The sequence below is a fragment of the Pseudoxanthomonas sp. P4_B2 genome (genome assembly GCF_056402315.1).
Window position 1 is genome coordinate 153,671 of the sequence record NZ_JBFUHQ010000002.1, and the last position, 21,876, is coordinate 175,546.

Annotated in this window: 18 protein-coding genes; 9 read left to right on the top strand and 9 right to left on the bottom strand. The window is 63.8% G+C overall.

Going from position 1 to position 21,876, the window contains the following annotated elements; all coding sequences use genetic code 11:
• The first annotated feature begins 2 nt into the window (after positions 1 to 2).
• The 3 genes from AC1DTQ_RS05250 to AC1DTQ_RS05260 all read left to right on the top strand — a co-directional run bounded on the left by AC1DTQ_RS05250 (position 3) and on the right by AC1DTQ_RS05260 (position 2,261).
• The gene (locus tag AC1DTQ_RS05250) at positions 3 to 770 is read left to right on the top strand and encodes an SPOR domain-containing protein (protein WP_477848480.1); all 768 of its coding nucleotides are present in this window, start codon (positions 3 to 5) and stop codon (positions 768 to 770) included.
• 63 nt (positions 771 to 833) lie between these two features.
• On the top strand, positions 834 to 1,418 hold the full coding sequence (locus AC1DTQ_RS05255) for a methyltransferase family protein (RefSeq protein WP_477848481.1): 585 nt from the start codon (positions 834 to 836) through the stop codon (positions 1,416 to 1,418).
• Between the two features lie 93 nt (positions 1,419 to 1,511).
• The gene (locus AC1DTQ_RS05260) at positions 1,512 to 2,261 is read left to right on the top strand and encodes an SDR family NAD(P)-dependent oxidoreductase (protein ID WP_477848482.1); all 750 of its coding nucleotides are present in this window, start codon (positions 1,512 to 1,514) and stop codon (positions 2,259 to 2,261) included.
• A 173-nt stretch (positions 2,262 to 2,434) separates the two neighbouring features.
• On the opposite strand, the gene speA is transcribed toward AC1DTQ_RS05260, so the two are convergent.
• Together speA and AC1DTQ_RS05270 are read right to left on the bottom strand one after the other, a co-directional pair.
• A complete protein-coding gene (gene speA / locus AC1DTQ_RS05265; protein ID WP_477848483.1) occupies positions 2,435 to 4,324 on the bottom strand; it encodes an arginine decarboxylase in 1,890 nt (629 codons plus the stop codon).
• 61 nt (positions 4,325 to 4,385) lie between these two features.
• Positions 4,386 to 6,221, bottom strand: a complete 1,836-nt coding sequence (locus tag AC1DTQ_RS05270; RefSeq protein WP_477848484.1) for a M48 family metallopeptidase — start codon at positions 6,219 to 6,221, stop codon at positions 4,386 to 4,388.
• A gap of 105 nt (positions 6,222 to 6,326) precedes the next feature.
• Here AC1DTQ_RS05270 and speE point away from each other — a divergent pair, with 105 nt between their 5' ends.
• Positions 6,327 to 7,178, top strand: coding sequence for a polyamine aminopropyltransferase (gene speE / locus AC1DTQ_RS05275; protein WP_477848485.1), 852 nt, complete (start codon positions 6,327 to 6,329; stop codon positions 7,176 to 7,178).
• 107 nt (positions 7,179 to 7,285) lie between these two features.
• Here speE and AC1DTQ_RS05280 read toward each other — a convergent pair whose 3' ends face one another.
• Positions 7,286 to 7,624, bottom strand: coding sequence for a P-II family nitrogen regulator (locus tag AC1DTQ_RS05280; protein WP_477848486.1), 339 nt, complete (start codon positions 7,622 to 7,624; stop codon positions 7,286 to 7,288).
• Positions 7,625 to 7,830: 206 nt separating this feature from the next.
• On the opposite strand from AC1DTQ_RS05280, the gene ubiK reads away from it, so the two are divergent.
• The 3 genes from ubiK (at position 7,831) to AC1DTQ_RS05295 (ending at position 11,885) form a co-directional block, all read left to right on the top strand.
• Positions 7,831 to 8,094, top strand: coding sequence for a ubiquinone biosynthesis accessory factor UbiK (gene ubiK, locus AC1DTQ_RS05285; protein WP_477848487.1), 264 nt, complete (start codon positions 7,831 to 7,833; stop codon positions 8,092 to 8,094).
• A gap of 12 nt (positions 8,095 to 8,106) precedes the next feature.
• A complete protein-coding gene (locus AC1DTQ_RS05290; RefSeq protein ID WP_477848488.1) occupies positions 8,107 to 9,621 on the top strand; it encodes a YifB family Mg chelatase-like AAA ATPase in 1,515 nt (504 codons plus the stop codon).
• A gap of 200 nt (positions 9,622 to 9,821) precedes the next feature.
• Positions 9,822 to 11,885, top strand: a complete 2,064-nt coding sequence (locus AC1DTQ_RS05295; protein ID WP_477849128.1) for a S9 family peptidase — start codon at positions 9,822 to 9,824, stop codon at positions 11,883 to 11,885.
• A gap of 146 nt (positions 11,886 to 12,031) precedes the next feature.
• Here AC1DTQ_RS05295 and AC1DTQ_RS05300 read toward each other — a convergent pair whose 3' ends face one another.
• The gene (locus tag AC1DTQ_RS05300) at positions 12,032 to 13,204 is read right to left on the bottom strand and encodes a putative peptide maturation dehydrogenase (protein ID WP_477848489.1); all 1,173 of its coding nucleotides are present in this window, start codon (positions 13,202 to 13,204) and stop codon (positions 12,032 to 12,034) included.
• Between the two features lie 113 nt (positions 13,205 to 13,317).
• Between AC1DTQ_RS05300 and AC1DTQ_RS05305 the strand changes: the two genes are divergently transcribed.
• Positions 13,318 to 13,665 carry an NHLP-related RiPP peptide gene (locus AC1DTQ_RS05305; protein ID WP_477848490.1) on the top strand — a complete coding sequence of 116 codons (348 nt, stop codon included), beginning with the start codon at positions 13,318 to 13,320 and terminating at the stop codon, positions 13,663 to 13,665.
• On the opposite strand, the gene AC1DTQ_RS05310 is transcribed toward AC1DTQ_RS05305, so the two are convergent.
• The 4 genes from AC1DTQ_RS05310 to aceB all read right to left on the bottom strand — a co-directional run bounded on the left by AC1DTQ_RS05310 (position 13,620) and on the right by aceB (position 20,361).
• On the bottom strand, positions 13,620 to 16,226 hold the full coding sequence (locus AC1DTQ_RS05310) for a putative peptide modification system cyclase (protein WP_477848491.1): 2,607 nt from the start codon (positions 16,224 to 16,226) through the stop codon (positions 13,620 to 13,622). The genes AC1DTQ_RS05305 and AC1DTQ_RS05310 overlap by 46 nt on opposite strands.
• Positions 16,227 to 16,244: 18 nt before the next feature.
• Positions 16,245 to 17,276, bottom strand: a complete 1,032-nt coding sequence (locus AC1DTQ_RS05315; RefSeq protein WP_477848492.1) for a GGDEF domain-containing protein — start codon at positions 17,274 to 17,276, stop codon at positions 16,245 to 16,247.
• Between the two features lie 117 nt (positions 17,277 to 17,393).
• Positions 17,394 to 18,686 (bottom strand): isocitrate lyase, encoded by a 1,293-nt coding sequence (gene aceA / locus AC1DTQ_RS05320; protein WP_477848493.1) that lies wholly within the window; start codon positions 18,684 to 18,686, stop codon positions 17,394 to 17,396.
• A gap of 49 nt (positions 18,687 to 18,735) precedes the next feature.
• Positions 18,736 to 20,361, bottom strand: a complete 1,626-nt coding sequence (gene aceB / locus AC1DTQ_RS05325) for a malate synthase A (protein ID WP_477848494.1) — start codon at positions 20,359 to 20,361, stop codon at positions 18,736 to 18,738.
• A 112-nt stretch (positions 20,362 to 20,473) separates the two neighbouring features.
• On the opposite strand from aceB, the gene AC1DTQ_RS05330 reads away from it, so the two are divergent.
• On the top strand, positions 20,474 to 21,442 hold the full coding sequence (locus tag AC1DTQ_RS05330) for a LysR family transcriptional regulator (RefSeq protein ID WP_477848495.1): 969 nt from the start codon (positions 20,474 to 20,476) through the stop codon (positions 21,440 to 21,442).
• Positions 21,443 to 21,490: 48 nt separating this feature from the next.
• Here AC1DTQ_RS05330 and AC1DTQ_RS05335 read toward each other — a convergent pair whose 3' ends face one another.
• Positions 21,491 to 21,871 (bottom strand): DUF1761 domain-containing protein, encoded by a 381-nt coding sequence (locus tag AC1DTQ_RS05335; RefSeq protein WP_477848496.1) that lies wholly within the window; start codon positions 21,869 to 21,871, stop codon positions 21,491 to 21,493.
• Between the last annotated feature and the right edge of the window lie 5 nt (positions 21,872 to 21,876).

The window sequence follows — 21,876 nt, forward strand, 5'->3', positions numbered from 1 at the left end:
TGATGGCGGCACGACGCAACAAGACCCAGGCGCGACGCAACTCGGGCAACGGCACGCCCGGCTGGGTGTGGCTGATCGCAGGCCTGGTGCTGGGCGCGGCCGCATTCTTCATCGTGCCCGGATTGATGAAGAAGGACGGCGATGGCTTTTTCCGTCCGCAGCCCAACCCCGACGCGTTGCCGGCCCAGGTGGCCGACGCCGACAGCAATGCCGAGGACATCGCGCCGGAACCCTCCACGGCGACGTCGCAGCCCGACCCCAAGGCGGATGAAGCGGCGAACAAGGAAACCCAATATGACTTCTACACCCTGCTTCCGGGCAAAGAAGTGCAGATGTCCGACGCCGAACTCGCCGCCAGCGCGAGCGCGGAGAAGGCACGCGAAGCGCGCGCGCAGCAGGCGGCCACGACAGCAGCCGCAGCGACCGCAACGTCCGGTACCGCGACGAGCGATCCGAAGCCGATTTCGGAAACGCCGGCGGCCGCAACGACAACCGCAGCCGCGACGCCGGCGGCCGCTAGCGCATCGGCCGGCAAAGACGCGCGCTACATTCTTCAGGCCGGCGCGTTCGGCGCCTCCGGCGATGCCGAATCCACCAAGGCGAAAATCGCCCTGCTGGGGCTGTCGGCACGCGTGGAGTCGGCGCAGATCGGCGGCAAGACCGTTTATCGCGTGCGCATGGGGCCTTACGGCACCGCCAGCGAACTGGCCGAAGCCAAGCAGAAACTCTCCAGCGGCGGGCTGCCGGCAATGGCGATCAAGGCGCAATAAGGCGCGAGTTGTAGCTCCCTGTATCGTGGCGGCGGATCTTTCACTCTCGGCAGGTTTCCCGTGATGCACGTGGGCACGCTCCCCGAAAAATTGTTCGCCGCCTTGGTCGTGGTCTGGGCGCTCAGCGAACTCTGGCTAGGCTGGAAACGCCGCTCCGAAGACCGCTCGCGCATGCGCGATCGCGGCACGCTGCGCTTGCTGTTGGTGACGGTTTATGTATGCATCGGTTTGGCCGTCTGGCTCTCGTATCGTCCGGAGGGGCATATCGGCAACACCGGTATCCGGCAGCCGTTGTTCTGGGCCGGACTGTCACTGATGGCCGGTGGCCTTGCGTTGCGCTTCTGGGCGATCCGCGTGCTGGCGCGTTTTTTCACTATCGACGTGAACATCCAGCCCGGCCATGAACTGATCCGCCACGGACCGTACCGCTTGCTTCGCCACCCCTCCTACACCGGTTCACTGATGACCTTCCTGGGTTTCGGGCTGGCGCTGGGCAACGTCTGGTCGCTATTGGTGGTCTTGGCGCCGGTGACGGTCGCCTTCCTCTGGCGGATGCGCATCGAGGAACGCGTGCTGGCCGACGCGTTTCCCAATCAGTATCCGGAGTACGTACGCCAGACAAAACGGCTTATTCCATTCGTTTGGTGACCGATACGGAAAATCCCGTTAGTAGCGAGCTTGTCGAACCCCGAACCGATTAAAGTTGGCGGCCCCTCCCCTCACTCTTGCCGCTGAGACCTCATGATCAGAACCGTCCTCATCACCGGCGCCACATCCGGCTTCGGCGCCGCCGCCGTCAAACGTTTCGCCGAAGCAGGCTGGCGCGTAATCGCCACCGGCCGCCGGGCCGAGCGCCTGCAACCCCTCGTCGACCAGTTCGGTGCGGACAAGGTGCATGCCGCCGTATTCGACATACGCGACGAAGCCGCGCTGGAAGCCTCACTGGCGGCGTTGCCGGAAGCCTTTCGCGGCGTCGATGTGCTGGTCAACAACGCCGGGTTGGCGCTGGGCACCGCACCTGCGCAGAAAGCCAGCCTGCAGGACTGGCGCACCATGATCGACACCAACATCACCGCGCTGGTAACGCTGACCCATCGTTTGCTGCCCGGCCTGATCGAGCGCAAAGGCGTGATCATCAACATGAGTTCGGTGGCCGCCAGTTATCCGTATCCGGGCGGCAACACTTATGGCGGCAGCAAGGCCTTCGTGAAGCAGTTTTCGCTGGGCCTGCGCTCGGATCTGCACGGCACGGGCGTGCGCGTGACTTCGATAGAGCCCGGCATGGCCGAAACCGAATTCACCCTGGTCCGCACCCATGGAGACCAGGCCGCCTCGGACAAGATGTATGGCGGCGCCACGCCGATGACCGCCGAGGACATCGCCGAGCAGCTCTATTACATCGCCACATTGCCGTCGCACCTCAACATCAACCGGCTCGAGATCATGCCGGTGACGCAGTCGTTTGCGGGGTTTCAGGTGGATAGGAAGTAAGTTCTACCCTTCTCCCACCGGGAGAAGGTGGCGCGCAGCGACGGACGCCCCGAAGGAAGCACCCTTGGGGTGTGAGGGCATGAGAATTAATCGCCAGGGATTGTTCCGTCGGCACTGACGGCCCATTCCCTCATCCGCCCTTCGGGCACCTTCTCCCGGCGGGAGAAGGAAAGCTAGCCCAAAGGCTCATCCGACAAATACGTGTATCCGGTGAGTCCCGCTTCCAGCGCATCGGCTAGCAACTTCGATTCTTCCGCCGGCAACTCCGCCTTCGCCACCCGCTCCGCATACGCCGCACGCAGATCGGCCAGCCCATAGCCCACGTAATCCAGCATCACATCCGTGGTGTCGCCGCTACGCTGTTGGCTGATGCTGAAACCGGCACCGTCGCGCTTCACTTCCACCGTATCGGTATCGCCGAACAGGTTGTGGATGTCGCCCAGGATCTCCTGGTAGGCGCCGACCAGGAAGAAACCCAGGCGATAGCTTTCGCCGTGGTTCAAAGCATGCAGCGGTAGCGAGGAATCCAGGCCTTCGTTCTCCACATAGGTCTTGACCATGCCGTCCGAATCGCAGGTCATGTCGGCGATCACGCCACGGCGCAGCGGCGCTTCGTTCAGGCGCTCGATCGGCAGGATCGGGAACACCTGGTCGATGGCCCACACATCGGGGATCGATTCGAACACGCTGAAGTTGACGAAGTATTTGTCGACCAGGCGTTCGTTGAGCTCGTCCAGCAGGTCGCGGTGGTTACGCTCGTCGCTGCTCAGGCGCGCGCGCACCGCGTGAGCGATGGCGTAGAACAAGTCGTCGATGCGCGCGCGATGGGTCAGATCGATCTGGCCCAGCGCGTACAGCGACAGGCCTTCGCTGTGGTGGTGTTGGGCGTCGTGGAAGAGTTCGACGGCCGGGCGCGAATCCAGTTCGTCGTGGATCTCGCGCAGGTGGCGGATCACCGCCGGCTCGTCGGCATGCGACGGCGGCACGCGGCCTTCCGGCGCCTGTTCCACTTCCGATACGTTGGCGATCAGCACCGCATGGTGAGCGGTCATCGCGCGGCCGCATTCGGTGACGATGCGCGGCGGCGCCAGCTTGTGTTCCTCGCAGGCTTCGGCCAGCGGCTGCACGATATTGGAAGCGTACTGGTTCAAGCCGTAATTGATCGAGCAATAGCTGCGCGAACGCGTGCCTTCGTAGTCGATGCCCAGGCCGCCGCCGACGTCGACATGGCTGATCTTGGCGCCCAGCTTCGACAGTTCGACGAAATAGCGCGTGGCCTCGCGCATGCCGTTGGCGATGTCGCGCACGTTGGAAATCTGCGAGCCCATGTGGAAATGCAGCAGGCCTAGCGACTCCTGCAGGCCGTTGTCGCGCAATTCCTTCCACAGGTCCAGCACCTGGCGCGGGCTGAGGCCGAACTTAGCCTTGTCGCCGCCGCTGTTCTGCCATTTGCCGGCGCCCAGCGAGGCCAGACGCATGCGCACGCCCAGACCGGGCTTCACCTTCAGCGCCTTCGCCTCCTCGATCACCAGTGCCAATTCCGACGGCTTCTCGATGACGATGAAGGTCTGCAGGCCCAGTTTGCGGCCGATCAGGGCTAGGCGGACGTATTCGCGATCCTTGTAGCCGTTGCAGACGATCAGCCCGCCCGGCCGCGACAGCGCCAGCACCGCCATCAGCTCCGGCTTGCTGCCCGCTTCCAGGCCGAAGCCTTCGCCGCTGTGCGAGGCCAGCGTGCCGGCGACGCCACGATGCTGGTTGACCTTAATCGGATACACGGCCGTATAGCCGCCCGCGTACTCCCACTCCTGCATGGCCTGACCGAACGCAGCCTGCAGCTTGCCTAGGCGGTCGCCCAGGATGTCGGGGAAGCGCACCAGCAGCGGCATGCGTGCGCCGTTGGCGCGTGCGGTGTCCACCACTTCGGGCAGCGAGATCGACGGACCTTCTGCGCCTTTGGGACTGACCACCACATGGCCCGCTGCATCCACGTCGAAATACCCTTCCGCCCAATGCGGGATGGAATAGGTCTTGCGGGCTTGGTCTAGGGACCAGGTGGACATGGGGCAGGCTCTGTCGGAGAAAACGGACGCGCATTCTAACGCCGTCGTTGTGCCGCTCCGGTTACGGCCGCTGGTAGGCGGGCTTGTCCGCGCTGCTGCGGATCGCACGCGCCTGTTCGGCATCGCTGGAAGCGCTGAGCACGGAGCAGCTGCCCGGCAACTGCAGCTGCGAAGCGATGTGCGGCAAGGCGCCACGTTCGCTGGCCACCGAGCCGGCCCAGTCCAGCAGCACCAGGTAATGCGGCAGCACCTCCAAGCCGGAGAGCGGCCGGCGCACCACCCAGGCCTGGCGGATCTTGTCGTGGCCGCGCAGGGTCCGCGCCAGTACGCGCAACTGTCCGGCGTCCAGCGCATGCGGCTGCAGCGCTTCGGTGTCGCGGTTTTGCGTTTGCCCGGCATTGGCCGCATAGCGCGTGTGCAGGCTTTCTAGGGTGGAGTGCAGGGGCGATTGCTGCGGTTGTCCACGCGCATGCACATCGAGCACGCGTAAGGCTGGATCGATCAGCGTCGGCTCCAGTTCCATCGCCCGTTGCAGATGCTGCAGGCCTTCTTCCTGTCGGTCGCGCTTGAGCAGCAACGCGCCCAGTCGGAAGTGACCACTGCCATGGGACGGCGCGCGCAGCAGCGCTGCCTGATACAGCGGCAAGGCGTCGACGCCGGGCTGGTAGTCTTCGGCCAGGCAGGCCAGTTCCACGGCCTCGCCCGGAGTATGCGTGGGATGAGCTTCGAGTTCGGCCAGGCGTGCGCGTTCGCGCTGCGCTTGCTGATAGCGCAGCTTCCAGTCGGGTTCTTCCTCTTTGCGCCATTCCAGGCTGAAACGCTGCTGCAGGCGCGCGTCGAGCTCGCCTAGTAAGGTTGAAGCAGGGATCGCATCGCCGCTGAATTGCCGCGGCTCGACTTGCATGGCCGCTGCGCGCTTGAGCAGAGTCGGATGGGTGTCCTCCGGCGCGTGCTGCCGCACCAGTACGCCTGCGGACAACCGCGCGTCCCGGCGCAGTTCCTGCGGGAGTTTTTTCGCCAGCTGCGTGTGGACGGCGATCGGCGGATAGGACTGCCCGCGCACCAACTTCCGGACTTCGGGCCAGAACTCGCCCTGCATCCAGTCCGACGCCAGCTCGATGCGCACCAACGCGCTTACCGCCGCTTCGGCGCCCGCGACCCGCATGGCGACCGCATCGGCGGCGTATTCCTGACGTCGGGCCAGCACTTGGCTGTAGGCCTCGAAGTACGGGGCGTACCAACGGAAAAATACCCACAGCAACTGTCCGCCCCATACACCGCCGCCCGCCATGCCTTCCAGCAACCGATGCCAGCTGAGCCGGAGCCGATAGATCCACCCGCTGAAATCCCCGTGGCCGCCATGGAAGTGGCCGAATTCATGGGCGACCACCGCCGCCAGTTCGCGCCGATCCAGCGTCTGCAGCAGCGGCAGACCCAGGATCAGATAGTGCCGTTGTCCCCACAGCCCCAGACCGCGCGGAACAAACGCGGCGGCGGCATTGAGTTCGCGATTGATGACGATACCGTGCAGCGGCGCGGCTCCCACCGCGTTGCGAATACGCTCCACTTCGGCACGAAGTTCCGGCGCTTCGTTTGCTTGCAGTTCGTGACCTTCTGGCAGCACGAAGCGGATCCACAGCGCGCGCAACACGACCGTGCTGGCCACGCCCAGGATGGCGATGGGGAAAATCATGTAAGGGTCGATCGCCGGCCGCACCATCAGCAGATACAAGAGCATGAAGACCAGCGCGCCGAGTGTGGACAACAGCGTCACCGCCAGCACCGCATAACCCAACGCGGCCAGCAGCGCCAGTTTCAGCAAATAGCGGCCTGGTGCCTGCTCGGCCTCGCTTTCCAGCCGCTCGACAAGTCGTCGCCGCGCTTGCGCTGATTGCATTCGATGGATCCCCCTCACAATTCCCGACGGATGCTAAGCCATCGCAGCCGGGCTGTAACGCGGCATCCGGTACAATTCGCGCCCCCTGACCGTTGAGCCCTGGCGATGACGAACGACAGCACCTGGTACATCGAACACTTCCAGCCCACCGGCTCGGCCATCGGCTTCCGCACCACCGGCAAGCTGGATGAAGTGCAGTCGCCGTTCCAGAAGATCGAGATCTACGGCACCACCGACTGGGGCAACCTGATGCTGATCGACGGCGCGGTGATGCTGACCACGCGCGACAATTTCTTCTACCACGAGATGATTTCGCATCCGGCGCTGTACACCCACGCCGACCCGAAGCGCGTGGTGATCATCGGCGGCGGCGATTGCGGCACGTTGCGCGAGGTGCTCAAGCACCCCGGCGTGCAGAGCGCCACGCAGTGCGACATCGACGAACAGGTCACGCGCATGTCGGAGAAGTATTTCCCCGAGCTGTGCGATAGCAATAGCGACCCGCGCGCCGAGCTGCTGTTCGACGATGGCGTGGCCTACATGGCCAATTGCCCGGCCGACAGCGTGGACGTGGTGATCGTGGATTCGACCGATCCGGTCGGCCCGGCCGAGGGCCTGTTCAACAAGGCGTTCTACGAATCCTGCTTCCGCGCGCTGAAGGACGACGGCATTCTGGTGCAGCAGTCGGAGTCCCCATTGGCGCTGCTGGACCTGATCAACGAGATGCGCGGCGAGATGCGCAAGGCCGGCTTCAGCACCTTCAAGACCTTGCCGTTCCCCCAGCCGTGCTACCCGACCGGCTGGTGGAGCGTCACCCTGGCCAGAAAGGGCGGCAATTTCGACTTTCGCGAAGGCGATGCCAGCAGCAAGACGTTCGAGACCCTGTACTACAGCGCGCACCTGCACACCGGCGCGCTGGTGGCGCCGCCGTTCGTGGCTAAGGCGCTGGGCGAGTAACTGCTGCGCGATCCGGACCACCAAAAAAGCCCCGCAATGCGGGGCTTTGTTCTTTAGCGCGATGTCCGGACGCCGCCCGCGTCGAGGGCATAGCCTCGACCTCCGACCTAGAGTGCGTCGGAATCCAGTTCGCCGGTGCGTATCCGCACCACCCGATCCAGGGCATAAACGAACACTTTGCCGTCCCCGATCTTGCCGGTGCCCGCGGCCTTGACGATGGCTTCCGTCACTTTGTCGACCTGATCGTCGGAGACCGCTACTTCCACCTTCACCTTGGGCAGGAAATCCACCACGTACTCGGCGCCCCGGTACAGCTCGGTATGGCCCTTCTGCCGGCCGAAGCCCTTCACTTCGGTCACCGTGATGCCGGTGATGCCCGCCTCGGCCAGAGCCTCGCGCACATCGTCCAGCTTGAACGGTTTGATGATGGCCATGATCATTTTCATGCGTGATTGCCTCCAGAAGTCTGGTCGAAGGATATCCCGGTTCAGCGGGCCGCGCTTGCGAGCCGTGGGGCGGTCGGGTTCAATGCAGGTCCCACATGGCGTCGGGATAAACTGACGCCGCGCAGCAGACAAAGCCGATGGCGCGGTAGCGGCGATACGTTCAGGCTGGTCCCACAGCCGGATGGCATACCAATTGAGAGCCCCACATGATCGACCTCAACACCATCGATGACCTCGCCCGCCGCCTCAGCGACCTGGTGCCGCCCGGCCTACGCGAATCGCAGGAAGAACTGCAGCAGACCTTCAAGAGCGCCCTGCAATCGGGCCTGTCCAAACTCGACCTGGTGACGCGCGAGGAGTTCGACGTGCAGCGCGCCGTGCTGCTGCGCACCCGCGAAAAGCTCGAAGCGTTGGAGCGCGCAGTCGCCGCGCTGGAAACACCCGCGTCTTCGCAAACCCCGCAACACTAAGCGCCCGCCGCCATGAGTCTTGCGCTGGTGCACAGCCGTGCACGCGCCGGCGTGTCCGCGCCGCCGGTACGGGTGGAAGTGCACCTGTCCGGCGGCCTGCCGCTGACCCACATCGTAGGCCTGCCCGAAGCCGCGGTGCGCGAATCCCGCGATCGCGTGCGCGCCGCCATCCTCTGCTCACAGTTCGAATTCCCCGCGCGCCGTATCACCGTAAATCTAGCGCCTGCGGATTTGCCCAAGGACGGCGGACGTTTCGATCTGCCTATCGCGCTCGGCATCCTTGCCGCCAGCGGCCAGATCGACCGCAATGCGTTGAGCGAGTACGAATTCCTGGGTGAGCTGGGACTGACCGGCGAGCTGCGCACCGTTGACGGCATTCTCCCGGCCGCACTGGCCGCCGCGCGCGCTGGACGCAAACTCATCGTACCGCTCGGCAGCGGTCCCGAAGCCGCGCTGGCGCGCGAAGTAGAGGCCTACACCGCGCGTACCCTGCTGGAAGTTTGTGCGGCATTGAATCGCACCAAGCAACTGCCGATCGCCGTCGCCCCGCCACCGCAGCTAACGCTGATTCCCGACATGGCCGATGTGCGCGGACAACTGCATGCGCGTCGCGCGCTGGAGGTGGCGGCCGCGGGAAATCACCATCTGCTACTTATCGGAACCCCGGGCTGCGGCAAGACCCTGCTCGCGTCGCGCTTGCCGGGATTATTGCCTGAAGCGAGCGAGGCCGAAGCGCTGGAGACCGCGGCAATCGCCTCGGTGAGCGGACGCGGACTGGATCCCGCCCGCTGGCGGCAACGCCCATACCGTTCACCGCACCACACTGCCAGCGCCGTCGCCCTGGTGGGCGGCGGAGCGGATCCGCGGCCCGGCGAGATTTCGCTCAGCCATAACGGAGTTCTGTTTCTCGATGAGTTGCCCGAATGGGACCGCAAGGCACTCGAAGTTCTGCGCGAGCCGTTGGAATCGGGCACCGTCACCGTCTCGCGCGCGGCGCGCAGTTCGGAATTCCCCGCGCGTTTCCAACTGGTCGCAGCGATGAATCCTTGCCCCTGCGGTTGGGCTGGCGATCCGTCGGGGCGCTGTCGCTGTAGTCCGGAGAATGTCCGCCGTTACCGCGCCAAAATTTCCGGCCCGCTGATGGATCGTATCGATCTGCATGTCGAAGTACCGCGGCTGCCGCCACAGGACCTGCGCCCGGACGCGCCCACGGGCGAACCCACCCTTGCGGTGCGGCTACGTGTGGAAGCCGCGCGCGCACTCCAGCACGCGCGCGCCGGCAAGGCCAATGCGCAACTCGGGCAATCCGAAACCATGGCTTTCTGCCGTCTGGAAGATCGCGACCAGGCTCTGCTGGAGCGCGCGATCGAGCGCCTCCAGCTCTCGGCGCGCTCCATGCACCGCATTCTGCGGGTCGCGCGCACCATCGCCGACCTGGCCGGCGAACAGAAGATCGGTACGGCGCACCTGACCGAGGCGCTGGGTTACCGGCGCGTGGACCGCGGCGCGACCCGTAGCGCAGCGTAACTCTGCCCTCCCCTGTACTACGCGCAAGGGAGGGGGCAAAAAGCACCCTGCCTTGCGTCACATGCGCCGACCGCGGCCGCATGCTCCACTGCACCGCGTATTGCTCATCGCCACCCCGCTTTAACCATGCCTGCCGGATGCTCGCCGTCCGCCTCTTTTCACTCGCTTTGGAGAGCCGACCGATGTCGAATAATTCTGCCCTGCGCTTCCTGTTGCCCGCCACCGTCCTGCTGCTGTCGCTTTCCATTTCCACCGCGCTGGCCCAGGACAAGGCGACCGCCGCGCAACGGATCGCCGGCACCGAGCTGATCCCGCGTGACGCCTTGTTCGGCAATCCCGAACGCTCGAGCGTGCTGATCAGTCCCGACGGCAAGACTCTCAGCTGGTTGGCGCCGGTAGACGGCGTGATGAACGTATGGGTCGCTTCCGCCGCCGAGCCTGCCAAGGCGCGTGCGGTCACCAACGACAAGGCGCGTGGTATTCGCAATTATTTCTGGTCGTACCAGCCCGACACTCTGCTGTACCTGCGCGACAGCGGCGGCGACGAGGATTTCCATCTTTTCAGCGTGGATGTCGCCACCGGCAAGGCTACCGACCTCACCCCGTTTCCGAAGACCACCGCGCAGGTGGCCGGCACCAGTCACGCGCACCCGGAGTCGATCCTGGTCGGCATGAACGACCGCGACCCCAAGTGGCACGACCTTTATCGCGTGGACCTGGCCACTGGTAAACGCACGCTGGTGGAAAAGAACGAGGACGAGATCGGCGGCTACCTGGTCGATGATGATTACAACCTTCGCTACGCGACCAAGTCGCGTCCCGACGGCGGCCAGGACGTGCTTCAGCCCGACGGCAAGGGCGGCTGGAAGAAGTACGACGACATCCCGTTCGAGGATTCGCTTTCCACTCAGCCCGCCGGACTGACCACCGATGGCAAGACCCTGTACATGGTCGACTCGCGCGGCCGCAACACCGCAGCGCTGTACGCCATCGATGTCGCCAGCGACAAGAAGACCCTGGTGTTCGAGGACAAACGCGCCGATGTGGGCAATTCGCTGTCCGACCCGCAGACCGGCGTGGTACAGGCGGTGGCGGTCGATTATTTGCGCGAGCAGTGGTCGCCGCTGGACGCCGGCATCGCCGCCGATCTGGAGAAATTGGAAGCGATCGGTCCGGGCGAAATTGGCGTCAACGCCCGCACCTACGACGACAAGACCTGGATCGTGACGTATTCGGCGGCGGAAGCGCCGGTCGTGTATTACCGCTACGACCGTGGCGGCGCCGGCAAGCTGACCAAGCTGTTCTCCGCGCGTCCGGCGCTGGACGGCAAGCCGCTGGTTCCGCAATGGCCTCAGGAAATCAAATCGCGCGACGGCCTGACCTTGATCAGTTACCTGACTCTGCCCAAGAGCGCCGACGCCAACAGCGATGGCAAGGCCGATGCCGCGGTGCCGATGGTGCTGATGGTGCACGGCGGTCCGTGGGCGCGTGACGGCTACGGTTACAGCGGCACCCCGCAATGGCTGGCTAATCGCGGCTACGCGGTGCTGCAGGTGAACTATCGCGGCTCCACCGGCTTCGGCAAGGCGTTCACCAACGCCGGCAACGGCGAATGGGCGGCGAAGATGCATGACGATCTGCTGGACGCGGTGCAGTGGGCGGTGAAGGAAGGCGTCACTACGCCGGACCAGGTCGCCATCATGGGCGGCAGCTATGGCGGCTACGCCACGTTGGTCGGTGTCACCTTCACGCCGGATGCGTTCAAGTGCGGTGTGGACATCGTGGGTCCGTCCAATCTCAACACGCTGCTGAGCACGGTGCCTGCGTACTGGGCCAGCTTCTACGAGCAACTGGCCAAACGCATGGGCGATCCGCGTACCGAGGACGGCAAGAAATGGCTGGTGGAACGTTCGCCATTGACCCGCGCCGATAAGATCACCAAACCGCTGCTGATCGGCCAAGGTGCCAACGACCCGCGCGTGAAGCAGGCCGAGGCCGACCAGATCGTCAATGCGATGAAGGCCAAGAATATCCCGGTCACCTACGTGTTGTTCCCCGACGAAGGCCATGGCTTCGCCCGGCCGGCCAATAGCAAAGCCTTCAATGCGGTCGCGGAAGGCTTTCTCGGCCAGTGCCTGGGTGGGCGTGCGGAACCGATCGGCAACGATTTCGAAGGTTCCAGCATCAGTGTGCCAACCGGCGCGGACGGCGTACCGGGACTGGTGGAGGCGTTGAAGACGCACAAGCAGGAAATCAAGAAGTAGTAATTCCCCCGCCGCACTACTTCTCCTCGTCATCCCCGCGTAGGCGGGAATGACGACTGAGGGTGATCGCATGGCCTGTGTCACGAAAATAGCGACCTCTCCACTTCCTATGGGGCCGGGCTTGCCCGGCTCTACAAAGAGGGTGCTTAGGCGGAACCTTCCATGCGCCACACCTCGCCCGCCGGATCCAGTTCCATCGTCACCATCTCCTCGCCACGCCAGCCGAAGCCGCAGATCGCCAGCGCTCCTTCGCTGATGGGATTCAAGCCGAATACCTGTTCCAACGGCACTTCGTTGATGGCGCAGGTGATATAGGCGCCCAGGCCGGCTTCGGTGGCCGACAGGTACAGGGTCTGCGATAGGTGGCCTGCTTCCAGAGTAATGGCGCGATAAGCCTTGGCGTGGTTGCGGTATTTCCAGAAAGAGCGGTCGTAGCGCGGCGCCATCAACACCATGACGTGGGCGTTGGCGAACCAGTCCTGCTGGGCGACGGCCTGCATGGCCAGCTCGTGCAAGGGTTGGTCGGGTAAGGGCAACGGTTCCAGGGCGTGGGTGGTGGAGTGGTAGTGATAGAGGCCAGGTGCAAGGCCTTCGACGTTCTGCACAAGCAGATACGCCTCGACCGGATGCAGGCCGCCGCCGGAAGGGCTGGTTTTCTTGAGGAAGACGGTGTCGTCGCTGACCCGTACGTGCGATTGCGCGGAAAATACGCGCTCGATGAGTTGTGCGAACAAGGCGTAGGGCAACGGCCGGTCGGCATCGAAATTGCGGCAGGTGGCGCGGCGCGCGAGCAAGTGGTCGAAGTCGGTGCGAGCGGTCCGCGGCAGCGGGATGCGCTGGTTTTCGTCGCCGCGGCCCATCGCTTCGACCGGGGGCGCGCCTAGAACTTGGCGCAGTTCACCCGCGGTCTCGGTGCCCGTGTCCTGCATCGCCTGCACGGCGTCGGCTTCCTGCCAGCGGGTGAAGGCATGCAAAGTTGCGGCTAGCGGATGCCAGTACACGCCGCGCAAGGCCTCGTCGCATTGGCGATGGACGGCGTGGCGTTTGCCGGCGCCGACTACCAGGCCCTTCTTCAGCAGGGTGTTCAATGCCCCCTGGCCGGCCAGCGTGCGGCTGTCGATCCATTCATCAGGACTCAAAGCACCCAGCAGCTCGCATTCGGCGGTATCCACCCTGATTTCTCCGCCCAGATGCGGTGCCAGCGCTATCCAACTCAGCTCGCGGCGCAGTCCGTTGCCGCCGGCCAGCAGCATTTCCAGGTCGAAGCCCACCTCTTCCCGCGGCTCCAGATACAGCACTTTGCAACGCCGCACCTTCATGGTGCCTTCCCCTGTTTCGACATGGACGCGCAACCCTACGGTTGTTTAGCAACACGGACAAGGCTAGATTGTCGCGCAAGAGGCCCGTTTCGAGGCCTTCCACTGGGGACAACATGGCAACTAAGAAGACGGGCGCGTCGGGGAAGGCCGCGCCTCTGGATCCTAAGGTCGCGGGCAAGCTGCTGGACAAGCTGAGCACGGACAACGAGTTTCGCCGGCTGTTCAAGAAGGACCCGAAGGCCGCTTTGATACAGGCAGGTTACAAGCTGCCAAAGGGCGATGCAGAGGCTGCCGCCCGTTTCGAACACCTATGTGGATGCGCCAAAGTGCAAAGCATCGCACCGAAGGCGGCCATCATCCAAGCGCGCGAGGCCATGCTGGAGCTACTAATGGCCGGAATGATGCAGAGCCCGATTCACTTGAACGTCGCCAGCACGGCAGCGCGGCGCACCCGCAAGTGATCCGGAAGGCGGTTGGGCTGCCATTGCCGGTCGAATTTCTGCAATTCGGCATGTGCGTCCACGCTGCGGCCTTCTGAAGTCAACAACTCTGCTGCCAGCAAGTGTCCGAGCGTGGTATCCGTCACGTTCAGCGCTTGCTGGCACCAGCCACATCCAAGCTCGCTGTAGGCACGCCCGCGATGATTGGTGAGCCAGTTCGCCTCGATTAACGCATTCTCGTTCTTGCCGAGGGCTTTGTAAGCCTCAAGCAGCGCCACGTGTACTTGGAAAGGCTCGTTGCCATTGGATGAGGCCTGGAGCCGGGCAATGGCATTCTCTGCTCGACCTGCCATGCGCAGGTCATTCGCTTCCAGGACGGCATACAAAGGGCGCGTCAACTCGGCCAGCAGTAGATCATCCCTACCTTTGAGCTTCTGCATGACCCGCCCAGGCAAGCGGCGGTCGCCCAGACGCTGAGCCAGAATGCCAGCCGATATCGCTATATACGTATCGTCCACTGCATCGGACCTGCCCTTTGATTCGAGAGCCGCGGCAATGGACCTGTCGACGATCTGGTTCAGGGTATTCAATGACGATTCTTTATCGCCCTGTATCCATTCCACGACGGCCAGTGGGTACATGGACGCGCGCGCGCGCAACGAATTCGTCGGGGCTGACAACTGCAATTCATTGGCCTGTTTTCGCGCTTCGTTCCAGTTGCCCTGATCCAACTGGATACTGATGGAGTCAAACGGAATGCTGGACGTGCTGACTGTAGGGCGCAAAGCCTTTTCAGCAGCCGCGAATTGCCGTTGAGCCGCATACGTATCGGCCAGCCGCAATGCCGCGGATGTTCCCTTCGCAGCGTCCGCTTTCAGGAACGCCTGCTGCGCTTCGTCGAAGCGTTCCATACCCAATGCCAGCCGTCCAACCAAATCCCAGGACAAGGTCGCGAATTCGTACTTGGGAGACGCCGCTCGTTTTGCGAAGACCATGCCTTCGTTGAAACGATTGCGCGTGTGGAGGCCGTATCCAACGTTCGCCGAAGCGCTGAAGGAATCAGGATACATGCTCGCCATCTGGCGCCACTTCTCCAACGCCTGTCCGGGAGCCTCGACTTCGGCCGCCCACGCTTCCAGGTACATCTGATCCCGAGGCGGCAGGCTTTCACGCAACTCAAGTGCTGCGTTCAAAAACTGCGCGCCCCCATTTAGATCGCTGAGCGCGTTACGCGCGCGTAGTTGGCCCACGTAGGCCAACGCGAACTTGGGATCGAGCTTCGTCGCTCGCGCATAAAAGCCCTGCGCCTCTTCATAGCGGCTGCGTGCGTAAGATTTCTGCCCTAACGCGTAGGCCCGCAACGCATCTAGATTCTTCGTGGTCACTTGCGGCAATGGCTCCGAATCCTTTTCGATCGAGGCCAGCGCCTCTCCCAGTTTGCCCCGCAGTTTGGCGGTGACCGTATCGATCGAATCCAGTGCTGTTCCGGCCCCCACGCCGTCCGCTGATTCGGCATACACGGTCGTCTGCGTGGTTGGATCGATCACCTCAGCGCTAACCCGCACACGCCCACCCACCTCCGACACCGTCGGCAGGATCACCGCACGCACACCGTCGCGCAGAGCGATCTCCGACGCCACCGCGCGATCCAGCAACGTCCCCGGTCGGCGCTGCATGCGCGCCAAGGTGTCGCGTGCCTTCATGTCGCTCAGTACGTTCACGTAACGCGACTGTTCCAAGCTGATACGGAACGCCTGCGACAGCGAATCGTCCAGCACCTTTTCGCCGGTCAGATTGCGCAGATCGCCCACCACCACCCAGTCGCGTTCGGCGAAGGCGATGGCCGGTTGCGGCTTGGTGACGAACCACACGCCCACGCCAACACCGATAATCAGCAGAATTTCCACCGCCAGCGCCGCGGGCCGCCGCCACAACGGCGTATCGCGCCAAGCCTTAGCGATGCTGGACGGCGAGCGCAACGGCGCGATGCCCACTTCGCCCACTTCGTAGATTTCCTGCGCTTCCGGCACCCCTTTGAACCGCCAGCGCCCGTAGGACTTCCACAGCAGGTTCTGCCCACGTTCGCCCAGCTCGCGCGCAGCGCGATGGGTCAGCGATTCGGCCACGGCCGAGAGCAGAATCTGGCCAGGGCGCGCCAAGGTCATCAGGCGCGCAGCCATCGGCTTGGCCAGGCCTTCCACTTCCAGCGGCTTGGCCCCGACAAGCACCGCCGCATCGCTGTTCTTCCAGGTCAGCACTTCGCCCACATGCAGGCCGGCGCGCGCCTGCAACTGCAGATCGCGCGCCTTACCAAGCTCACGCAGGCCGCGCGTGTAGTCCAGCGCGAAACCCAGGCCGTCGATGGGACGTTCGAACAGCAGCAGCAAGCCATCGGAACGATCGATCAGGCGCCCGCGCCATTCCTGCTGCAGCTTCAGTACCAGGCGATCGTGTTCGCGGAACAGTTCCGAAGCCGGCGTGTCGCCCAGACGTTCCACCAGCCCCGTGGAATCGACCAGATCGGTCAATAGCAATGTCCGCAGTTGCGGACCTTCGAGAGGGAGACGGCCGATATCGTTCATCCCGTCAGGACTCCACCTTCAGTCCTGCCACTCGACGCGGTCGCCGCCGACGCTCTTGGCGCGATACAGCGCCTGGTCGGCTTGCGCATACCAGTCGTTCCAATCGCGGCTGGGGTCGATCAGGCAGGCGCCGACGCTCAGCGTGGTGATCAGCGGCGGCGAGGGTTGCATCTGCTGCAGCGCGCGCGCGGTACTGACCACGAAATCGGCATAACGGAGCATCTCTTCGCGATTGTGGGCCTTGAGCAGCAGGCAAAATTCGTCGCCGCCCAGCCGGCACGCGAAATCCTGCGAAGCGGACAGCGAGCGCAGGATGTTGGCCACGCTTTGCAGGACACGATCGCCGAGCAAATGCCCGTGCATGTCGTTGACATCCTTGAAACGGTCGCAGTCGATCAACAACAACCCGTAGTCGTGATAGCCGCCATTGTTGCGACCTTGCTCGAGGAACATGGCCAGGCCGCGGCGGTTGTACAACGAAGTCAGTTCGTCGGTACGGTTGAGCTCTTCGCTCTTATCCAGGCGGTGGGAGGTAACCCGCAGGCTGTCGAGCGCAGCCTGCAGTTCCTGATTGCGGCGGCGCAAACGATGGATCAGGCCCTGCTCGTTGGACACCACGCGCATGATGGCGCGGCGCAGGAAGTGCGAAACCAGCCCGGCATTGCGATCGACCAGCACCTGGAATTCCCGGCTCTGCAATTCCAGCAGTACGCCCTCGGCAATGACCGTAGCCGAAGCGGTACGCGCGTGATCTCCGATCAGCAATCCCAACTCGCCGAAGAATTCGCGTGCGCCGAGATGTTTTTCATTGAGGTCTTCGCCGAAGTCCAGCGCCACCCCGCCCTGCAGGATCACGAACATGGTGGTGCCCAGCTCGCCGCGGGCGAACAGCCGCTCGCCCACGGTCACCGGACGCACGCGGCCGATCTGCGCAAAAAGCTCGCACTCTTCCGCCGACAGCACTGCAGTGGTCGGATCGTTGGGCAGTTCCTCTGCGGCCGGATGCACTGGCGGGTAGCCAGCGACCAACGCTGCGGTCTCCGGGTTCATCTCACGCCCCAATTCGCGAACCCGGAGGATATCACCAGAAAGCGCCCCTAAAGCACCGCCAGCAGACCGGTTATCCGGTCTGCCGCCCGGTAACGTAAAGGGCGGTGCTTTCCGGTCTCAGGCCGCCTTCTCACCGTGGAACTGTTCCTCCTCGGTCGAACCCTTCAATGCCGTGGTCGAGGACTGGCCCTGCTGGATGGCCTGGGTCACCGCATCGAAATAACCCGTGCCTACCTCGCGCTGGTGCTTGACCGCGGTGAAGCCGCGGTCGGCAGCGGCGAATTCGGCCTCCTGCAGCTCGACAAAGGCGCTCATCTGGCGGCGGGCATAGCCATGGGCCAGGTTGAACATGGAGTAGTTCAGGGCGTGGAAGCCAGCCAGGGTGATGAACTGGAACTTGTAGCCATAGCTGGCGATTTCCGTCTGGAACTTGGCGATGGTGGCGTCGTCCAGGTTCTTCTTCCAGTTGAAGCTGGGGGAACAGTTGTAGGCCAGCAGCTTGCCCGGGAACTTGGCGTGGATGGCCTCGGCGAATTTCCTGGCGAATTCCAGATCCGGCTTGCCAGTCTCGCACCACACCAGGTCGGCATAGGGCGCGTAGGCCAAGCCGCGGCTGATGGCCTGGTCCAGACCGTTGCGGGTCTTATAGAAGCCCTCGACCGTGCGTTCGCCAGTGACGAAGGCCTTGTCGTTGGCGTCGATATCGCTGGTCAGCAGGTCGGCGGCTTCGGCGTCGGTGCGCGCGACCAGCAGGGTCGGCACGCCCATCACATCGGCGGCCAGGCGCGCGGCATTCAATTTCTCGATGGCCTCGCGCGTCGGCACCAGCACCTTGCCGCCCATATGGCCGCACTTCTTCACGCTGGCCAGCTGGTCCTCGAAATGCACGCCGGCGGCGCCGGCTTCGATCATCGCCTTCATCAGCTCGAACGCATTGAGCACGCCACCGAAGCCGGCTTCGGCATCGGCCACGATGGGCTGCAGATAATCGACGCTGTCGTCCCCCTCGGCATGGTTCAGCTGGTCGGCGCGCAGCAAGGTGTTGTTGATGCGCTTGACCACCGCCGGTACCGAATCGGCCGGGTACAGCGACTGGTCCGGATACATCTGCCCGGCCAGGTTGGCGTCGGCGGCGACCTGCCAGCCCGATAGGTAGATGGCTTTCAGACCGGCCTTGACCTGCTGCATGGCCTGGTTGCCGGTGAGCGCGCCTAGTGCATTGACGAAGTCTTCCTTTTGCAGATAGCCCCACAGCTTTTCGGCGCCAAGGCGGGCGATGGAATGCTCCACATGCACGGTGCCGCGCAGGCGCACCACATCGGCGGCAGTGTAGTTGCGGGTAATGCCGGCCCAGCGTGGATTGGTGTCCCAGTCGGTCTGGATCTGTTCGGCGGTCTGCAGATTGCTCATGGTCGTTCTCTTCCGAGGGTAAGGAGGCATTGGTGGAATGCGGGATCGATCAAGCGAGACGTTCGTACGCGGGCAAGGTCAGGAATTCGGCCAGTTCGTCGTCATGGCTGAGCTTGTCCAGTAAAGCGATGGCTTCGGCGATGCGCTTGCCGCCCGGCAGCGCATCGGTGTCGCCCAGTCGCGCCGGCAGGTTCAGCAGCGCGCGCTCCAGCAAGGCGAAATCGATCAGGGTTCCGTCGGCAAGATGCAGATTTTCCGAATGCAGCCATTGCCACAGTTGCGTGCGGGAGATCTCCGCGGTGGCGGCGTCTTCCATCAGCCAGTGGATGGGTACGCAGCCGTTGCCGTCCAGCCACGCGGCCAGGTAGCGCACGCACACTTCCACGCTGCCCTCGAACCCGGCGGTGGTGATGGTGCCCAGCGAAGGCTTGATTAGGTCGTCGCGGCTTACCTTGACGTCTTCGCGCAGCACGCCATGCTGATTCGATGCCGGCATGTGTTCGTCGAAGATGCCGCGTGCGATGGGGATCAGCGCCGGGTGGGCGACCCAGGTGCCGTCGTGGCCGGCGGTGACTTCGCGCAGTTTGTCGGCACGCACGCGAGCCATCGCCTGCTCGTTGGCCGCTTCGTCGCCGCTGATCGGAATCTGCGCGGCCATGCCGCCCATTGCGTGCGCGCCGCGCTGGTGACAGGTCTGGATCAGCAGTTCCGAATAGGCTTTGAGGAAAGGCTGGGTCATGGTGACCTGGCCGCGCTCGGGCAGCACCTTGTCGCGGTGGCGGCGGAAGGTCTTCAGATACGAAAAGATGTAATCCCAACGTCCGCAGTTCAGGCCGACAATGCGGCCGCGCAGCGCATGCAGGATTTCATGCATTTCGAACACCGCCGGCAGCGTTTCGATCAGCACCGTCACCTTCATCTGGCCCTGCGGCAGACCCAGCGCGGCTTCGATATGCGATAGCGCGCTTTCCCACAGCGCCGCTTCTTCCATCGATTGCAGCTTGGGCAGGTAAAAATAGGGGCCGCGATCCTTCGCGGCCAGAAGCTTCGCGTTATGAAAGGCGAACAAAGCCAGGTCGAACAGACCGCCAGCGATCGGCGTGCCGTCGATCGACACGTGCTTCTCATCCAGATGCCAGCCGCGCGGACGCACGATCAGCACGGCCTGTTCCTCGAACGGCTTCAGGGCGTACTGCTTGCCGGGAACGCCATTGGAAGCGGGTGCCGTGAACTGCAGGGTGCCAGCCACGGCGCCGATCAGCGACTGCTGGCCGGCGATCAGGTTGGCCCAGGTCGGCGAGGTGGAGTCCTCGAAGTCGGCCATGAACACCTTGGCGCCCGAGTTCAGCGCATTGATGACCATCTTGGGATCGACCGGGCCGGTGATCTCCACGCGACGATCCTGCAGGGCGGCCGGCAAGGCGGCGACCTTCCACTCGCCTTCCCGGATACCGCGGGTGTCCTTGCGGAAATCCGGCAGGCCCCCAGCGTCGAAGAAAGCCTGGCGTTCGATGCGAGCGGCCAGGCGGGCCTGGCGCTGGGGTTCGATCAAGCGGTGCAGCGAGGCCAGCAGTTCCTGGGCGGCCGGCGTGAGCAAGGCGTCCTGCCCGGGGGCGCTGGCCGTCACTTCGACCCCATTGGGGCCGTGGGCGGAGTGGGCGAGTACTGCGGACATGACGGGCTCCTGGTGTTCTCAAGCTGGGCCCGTACCGTGCTCCCGCACTATCTATTTGACAACACAGTTTTATCAATGCAATTAATAAGCTCAGCTTATATGGTGCATCGCAATGCCTGACAAGCCTGTCGCAACCCCCCGATTTCCTTACAAATCGGACCGGCTTAAGCCCTTGCGGGCTTTCTGCCAGACTGTGCGTTTGGGCTCGGTTTCGCGCGCTTCGGAGGCTTTGTATGTGAGCCAACCGGCCATCACCCTGCAATTGCAGGCGCTGGAGCGCGAGCTGGGGGTGGGGTTGTTCGAACGCAGCGGTAGACGCCTGACCCCTACCCGCGAAGGCCAACTGCTGTACGAACTGGCCCAGCCGCTGGTCGAAAGCCTGGATGGGCTGGGCAGCACCTTCCGCGAAAAAGTCCGCGGCCTGGATGCGGGCGAACTCAACATCGCCGCCAACAGTTCGACGATCCTCTATCTGCTGCCCAAGATCGTGGAGCACTTCCGCAGCCAGCATCCCGACGTGCGCCTGACCCTGCACAACGCGGTCAGCGCGGACGGCACCGACCTACTGCGGTCCGACGCGGTGGATCTGGCCGTGGGCTCGATGCTGGATGTACCGCAAGATCTTAGCTATGAGCCGGTCTACCGTTTCGAGCCCCTGCTCATCGCCCCGCCCGATCATCCGCTGATCAAGCAGCGCACGCTGAAGCTGGAGGATCTGTCGCCCTACGGATTGATCCTGCCGCCGAAAAGACTGGTGACCTATCGCCTGGTCGACCTGGTGTTCCAGCAAAACCGCGTGCCCTATACGGTGGCGCTGGAAGTGGGCGGCTGGGAGGTGATCAAGCAGTACGTGGCTATGGGCATGGGCATTTCCATCATCACTTCGATCTGCCTGACCGACGCCGACCGCGACCGCCTGGCCGCGCGCTCGCTAAGCCAATGGTTCCCCGCCCGTAGTTATGGCGTGGTGGTGCGCAAAGGAAAGTATCTTTCGCCGCAGGCCCGCGCCTTCATCGAGCTGATCCAGCCGGATCTGTTCACGCGTCGCAGCTACGATGAGACTGGGCATTCGGAGCGCTAGTCCGCATTGATTTGCTTTTGCCCCCTTTGCAAAGGGGGAAGACAAGCCTCAATGCCACAGACCCAGAATGAGCCCGAACAGAACGAACTGGAGGGTGTGGTAGCCGCCGTCTATGAGCCAGAGCTTGAACGAGCGCTGGGCGAACTGGTAGTTGATACCGAAACTGGCTGCCACAAAACCAACGCCCGCCAGGGCGCCCGCCTTGAGCGCGACCTCAAGAGGCGGAGCGCTTCCCAGCCAGGTGGCGAAACAGGTGGCCGCAACCAGAGAAAAGAGGAAAGCCACCCCAAAGACCTTGGCCGGATGACCCGATTGTTTGACGCTGCCGTTCTCGGCACTCCAGAGGCGCCCGAACAGCACCGGGGAATACCACAAGCCGCCCAACAGGAAGCTGGAAACCGCAGCGACCAACACCGCCAGAATATTCATGGTTT

Bases quoted from the DNA above. Each gene is read 5' to 3' on its own strand.
- AC1DTQ_RS05300 (WP_477848489.1), bottom strand. From the start codon at position 13,204: ATGAAGGTGCGGCGTTGCAAAGTGCTGTATCTGGAGCCGCGGGAAGAG.
- AC1DTQ_RS05310 (WP_477848491.1), bottom strand. From the start codon at position 16,226: ATGAACGATATCGGCCGTCTCCCTCTCGAAGGTCCGCAACTGCGGACA.
- speE (WP_477848485.1), top strand. From the start codon at position 6,327: ATGACGAACGACAGCACCTGGTACATCGAACACTTCCAGCCCACCGGC.
- speA (WP_477848483.1), bottom strand. From the start codon at position 4,324: ATGTCCACCTGGTCCCTAGACCAAGCCCGCAAGACCTATTCCATCCCG.
- AC1DTQ_RS05315 (WP_477848492.1), bottom strand. From the start codon at position 17,276: ATGAACCCGGAGACCGCAGCGTTGGTCGCTGGCTACCCGCCAGTGCAT.
- AC1DTQ_RS05260 (WP_477848482.1), top strand. From the start codon at position 1,512: ATGATCAGAACCGTCCTCATCACCGGCGCCACATCCGGCTTCGGCGCC.
- AC1DTQ_RS05280 (WP_477848486.1), bottom strand. From the start codon at position 7,624: ATGAAAATGATCATGGCCATCATCAAACCGTTCAAGCTGGACGATGTG.
- AC1DTQ_RS05250 (WP_477848480.1), top strand. From the start codon at position 3: ATGGCGGCACGACGCAACAAGACCCAGGCGCGACGCAACTCGGGCAAC.
- AC1DTQ_RS05305 (WP_477848490.1), top strand. From the start codon at position 13,318: ATGGCAACTAAGAAGACGGGCGCGTCGGGGAAGGCCGCGCCTCTGGAT.
- aceB (WP_477848494.1), bottom strand. From the start codon at position 20,361: ATGTCCGCAGTACTCGCCCACTCCGCCCACGGCCCCAATGGGGTCGAA.
- AC1DTQ_RS05290 (WP_477848488.1), top strand. From the start codon at position 8,107: ATGAGTCTTGCGCTGGTGCACAGCCGTGCACGCGCCGGCGTGTCCGCG.
- aceA (WP_477848493.1), bottom strand. From the start codon at position 18,686: ATGAGCAATCTGCAGACCGCCGAACAGATCCAGACCGACTGGGACACC.
- ubiK (WP_477848487.1), top strand. From the start codon at position 7,831: ATGATCGACCTCAACACCATCGATGACCTCGCCCGCCGCCTCAGCGAC.
- AC1DTQ_RS05335 (WP_477848496.1), bottom strand. From the start codon at position 21,871: ATGAATATTCTGGCGGTGTTGGTCGCTGCGGTTTCCAGCTTCCTGTTG.
- AC1DTQ_RS05330 (WP_477848495.1), top strand. From the start codon at position 20,474: ATGCCTGACAAGCCTGTCGCAACCCCCCGATTTCCTTACAAATCGGAC.
- AC1DTQ_RS05255 (WP_477848481.1), top strand. From the start codon at position 834: ATGCACGTGGGCACGCTCCCCGAAAAATTGTTCGCCGCCTTGGTCGTG.
- AC1DTQ_RS05270 (WP_477848484.1), bottom strand. From the start codon at position 6,221: ATGCAATCAGCGCAAGCGCGGCGACGACTTGTCGAGCGGCTGGAAAGC.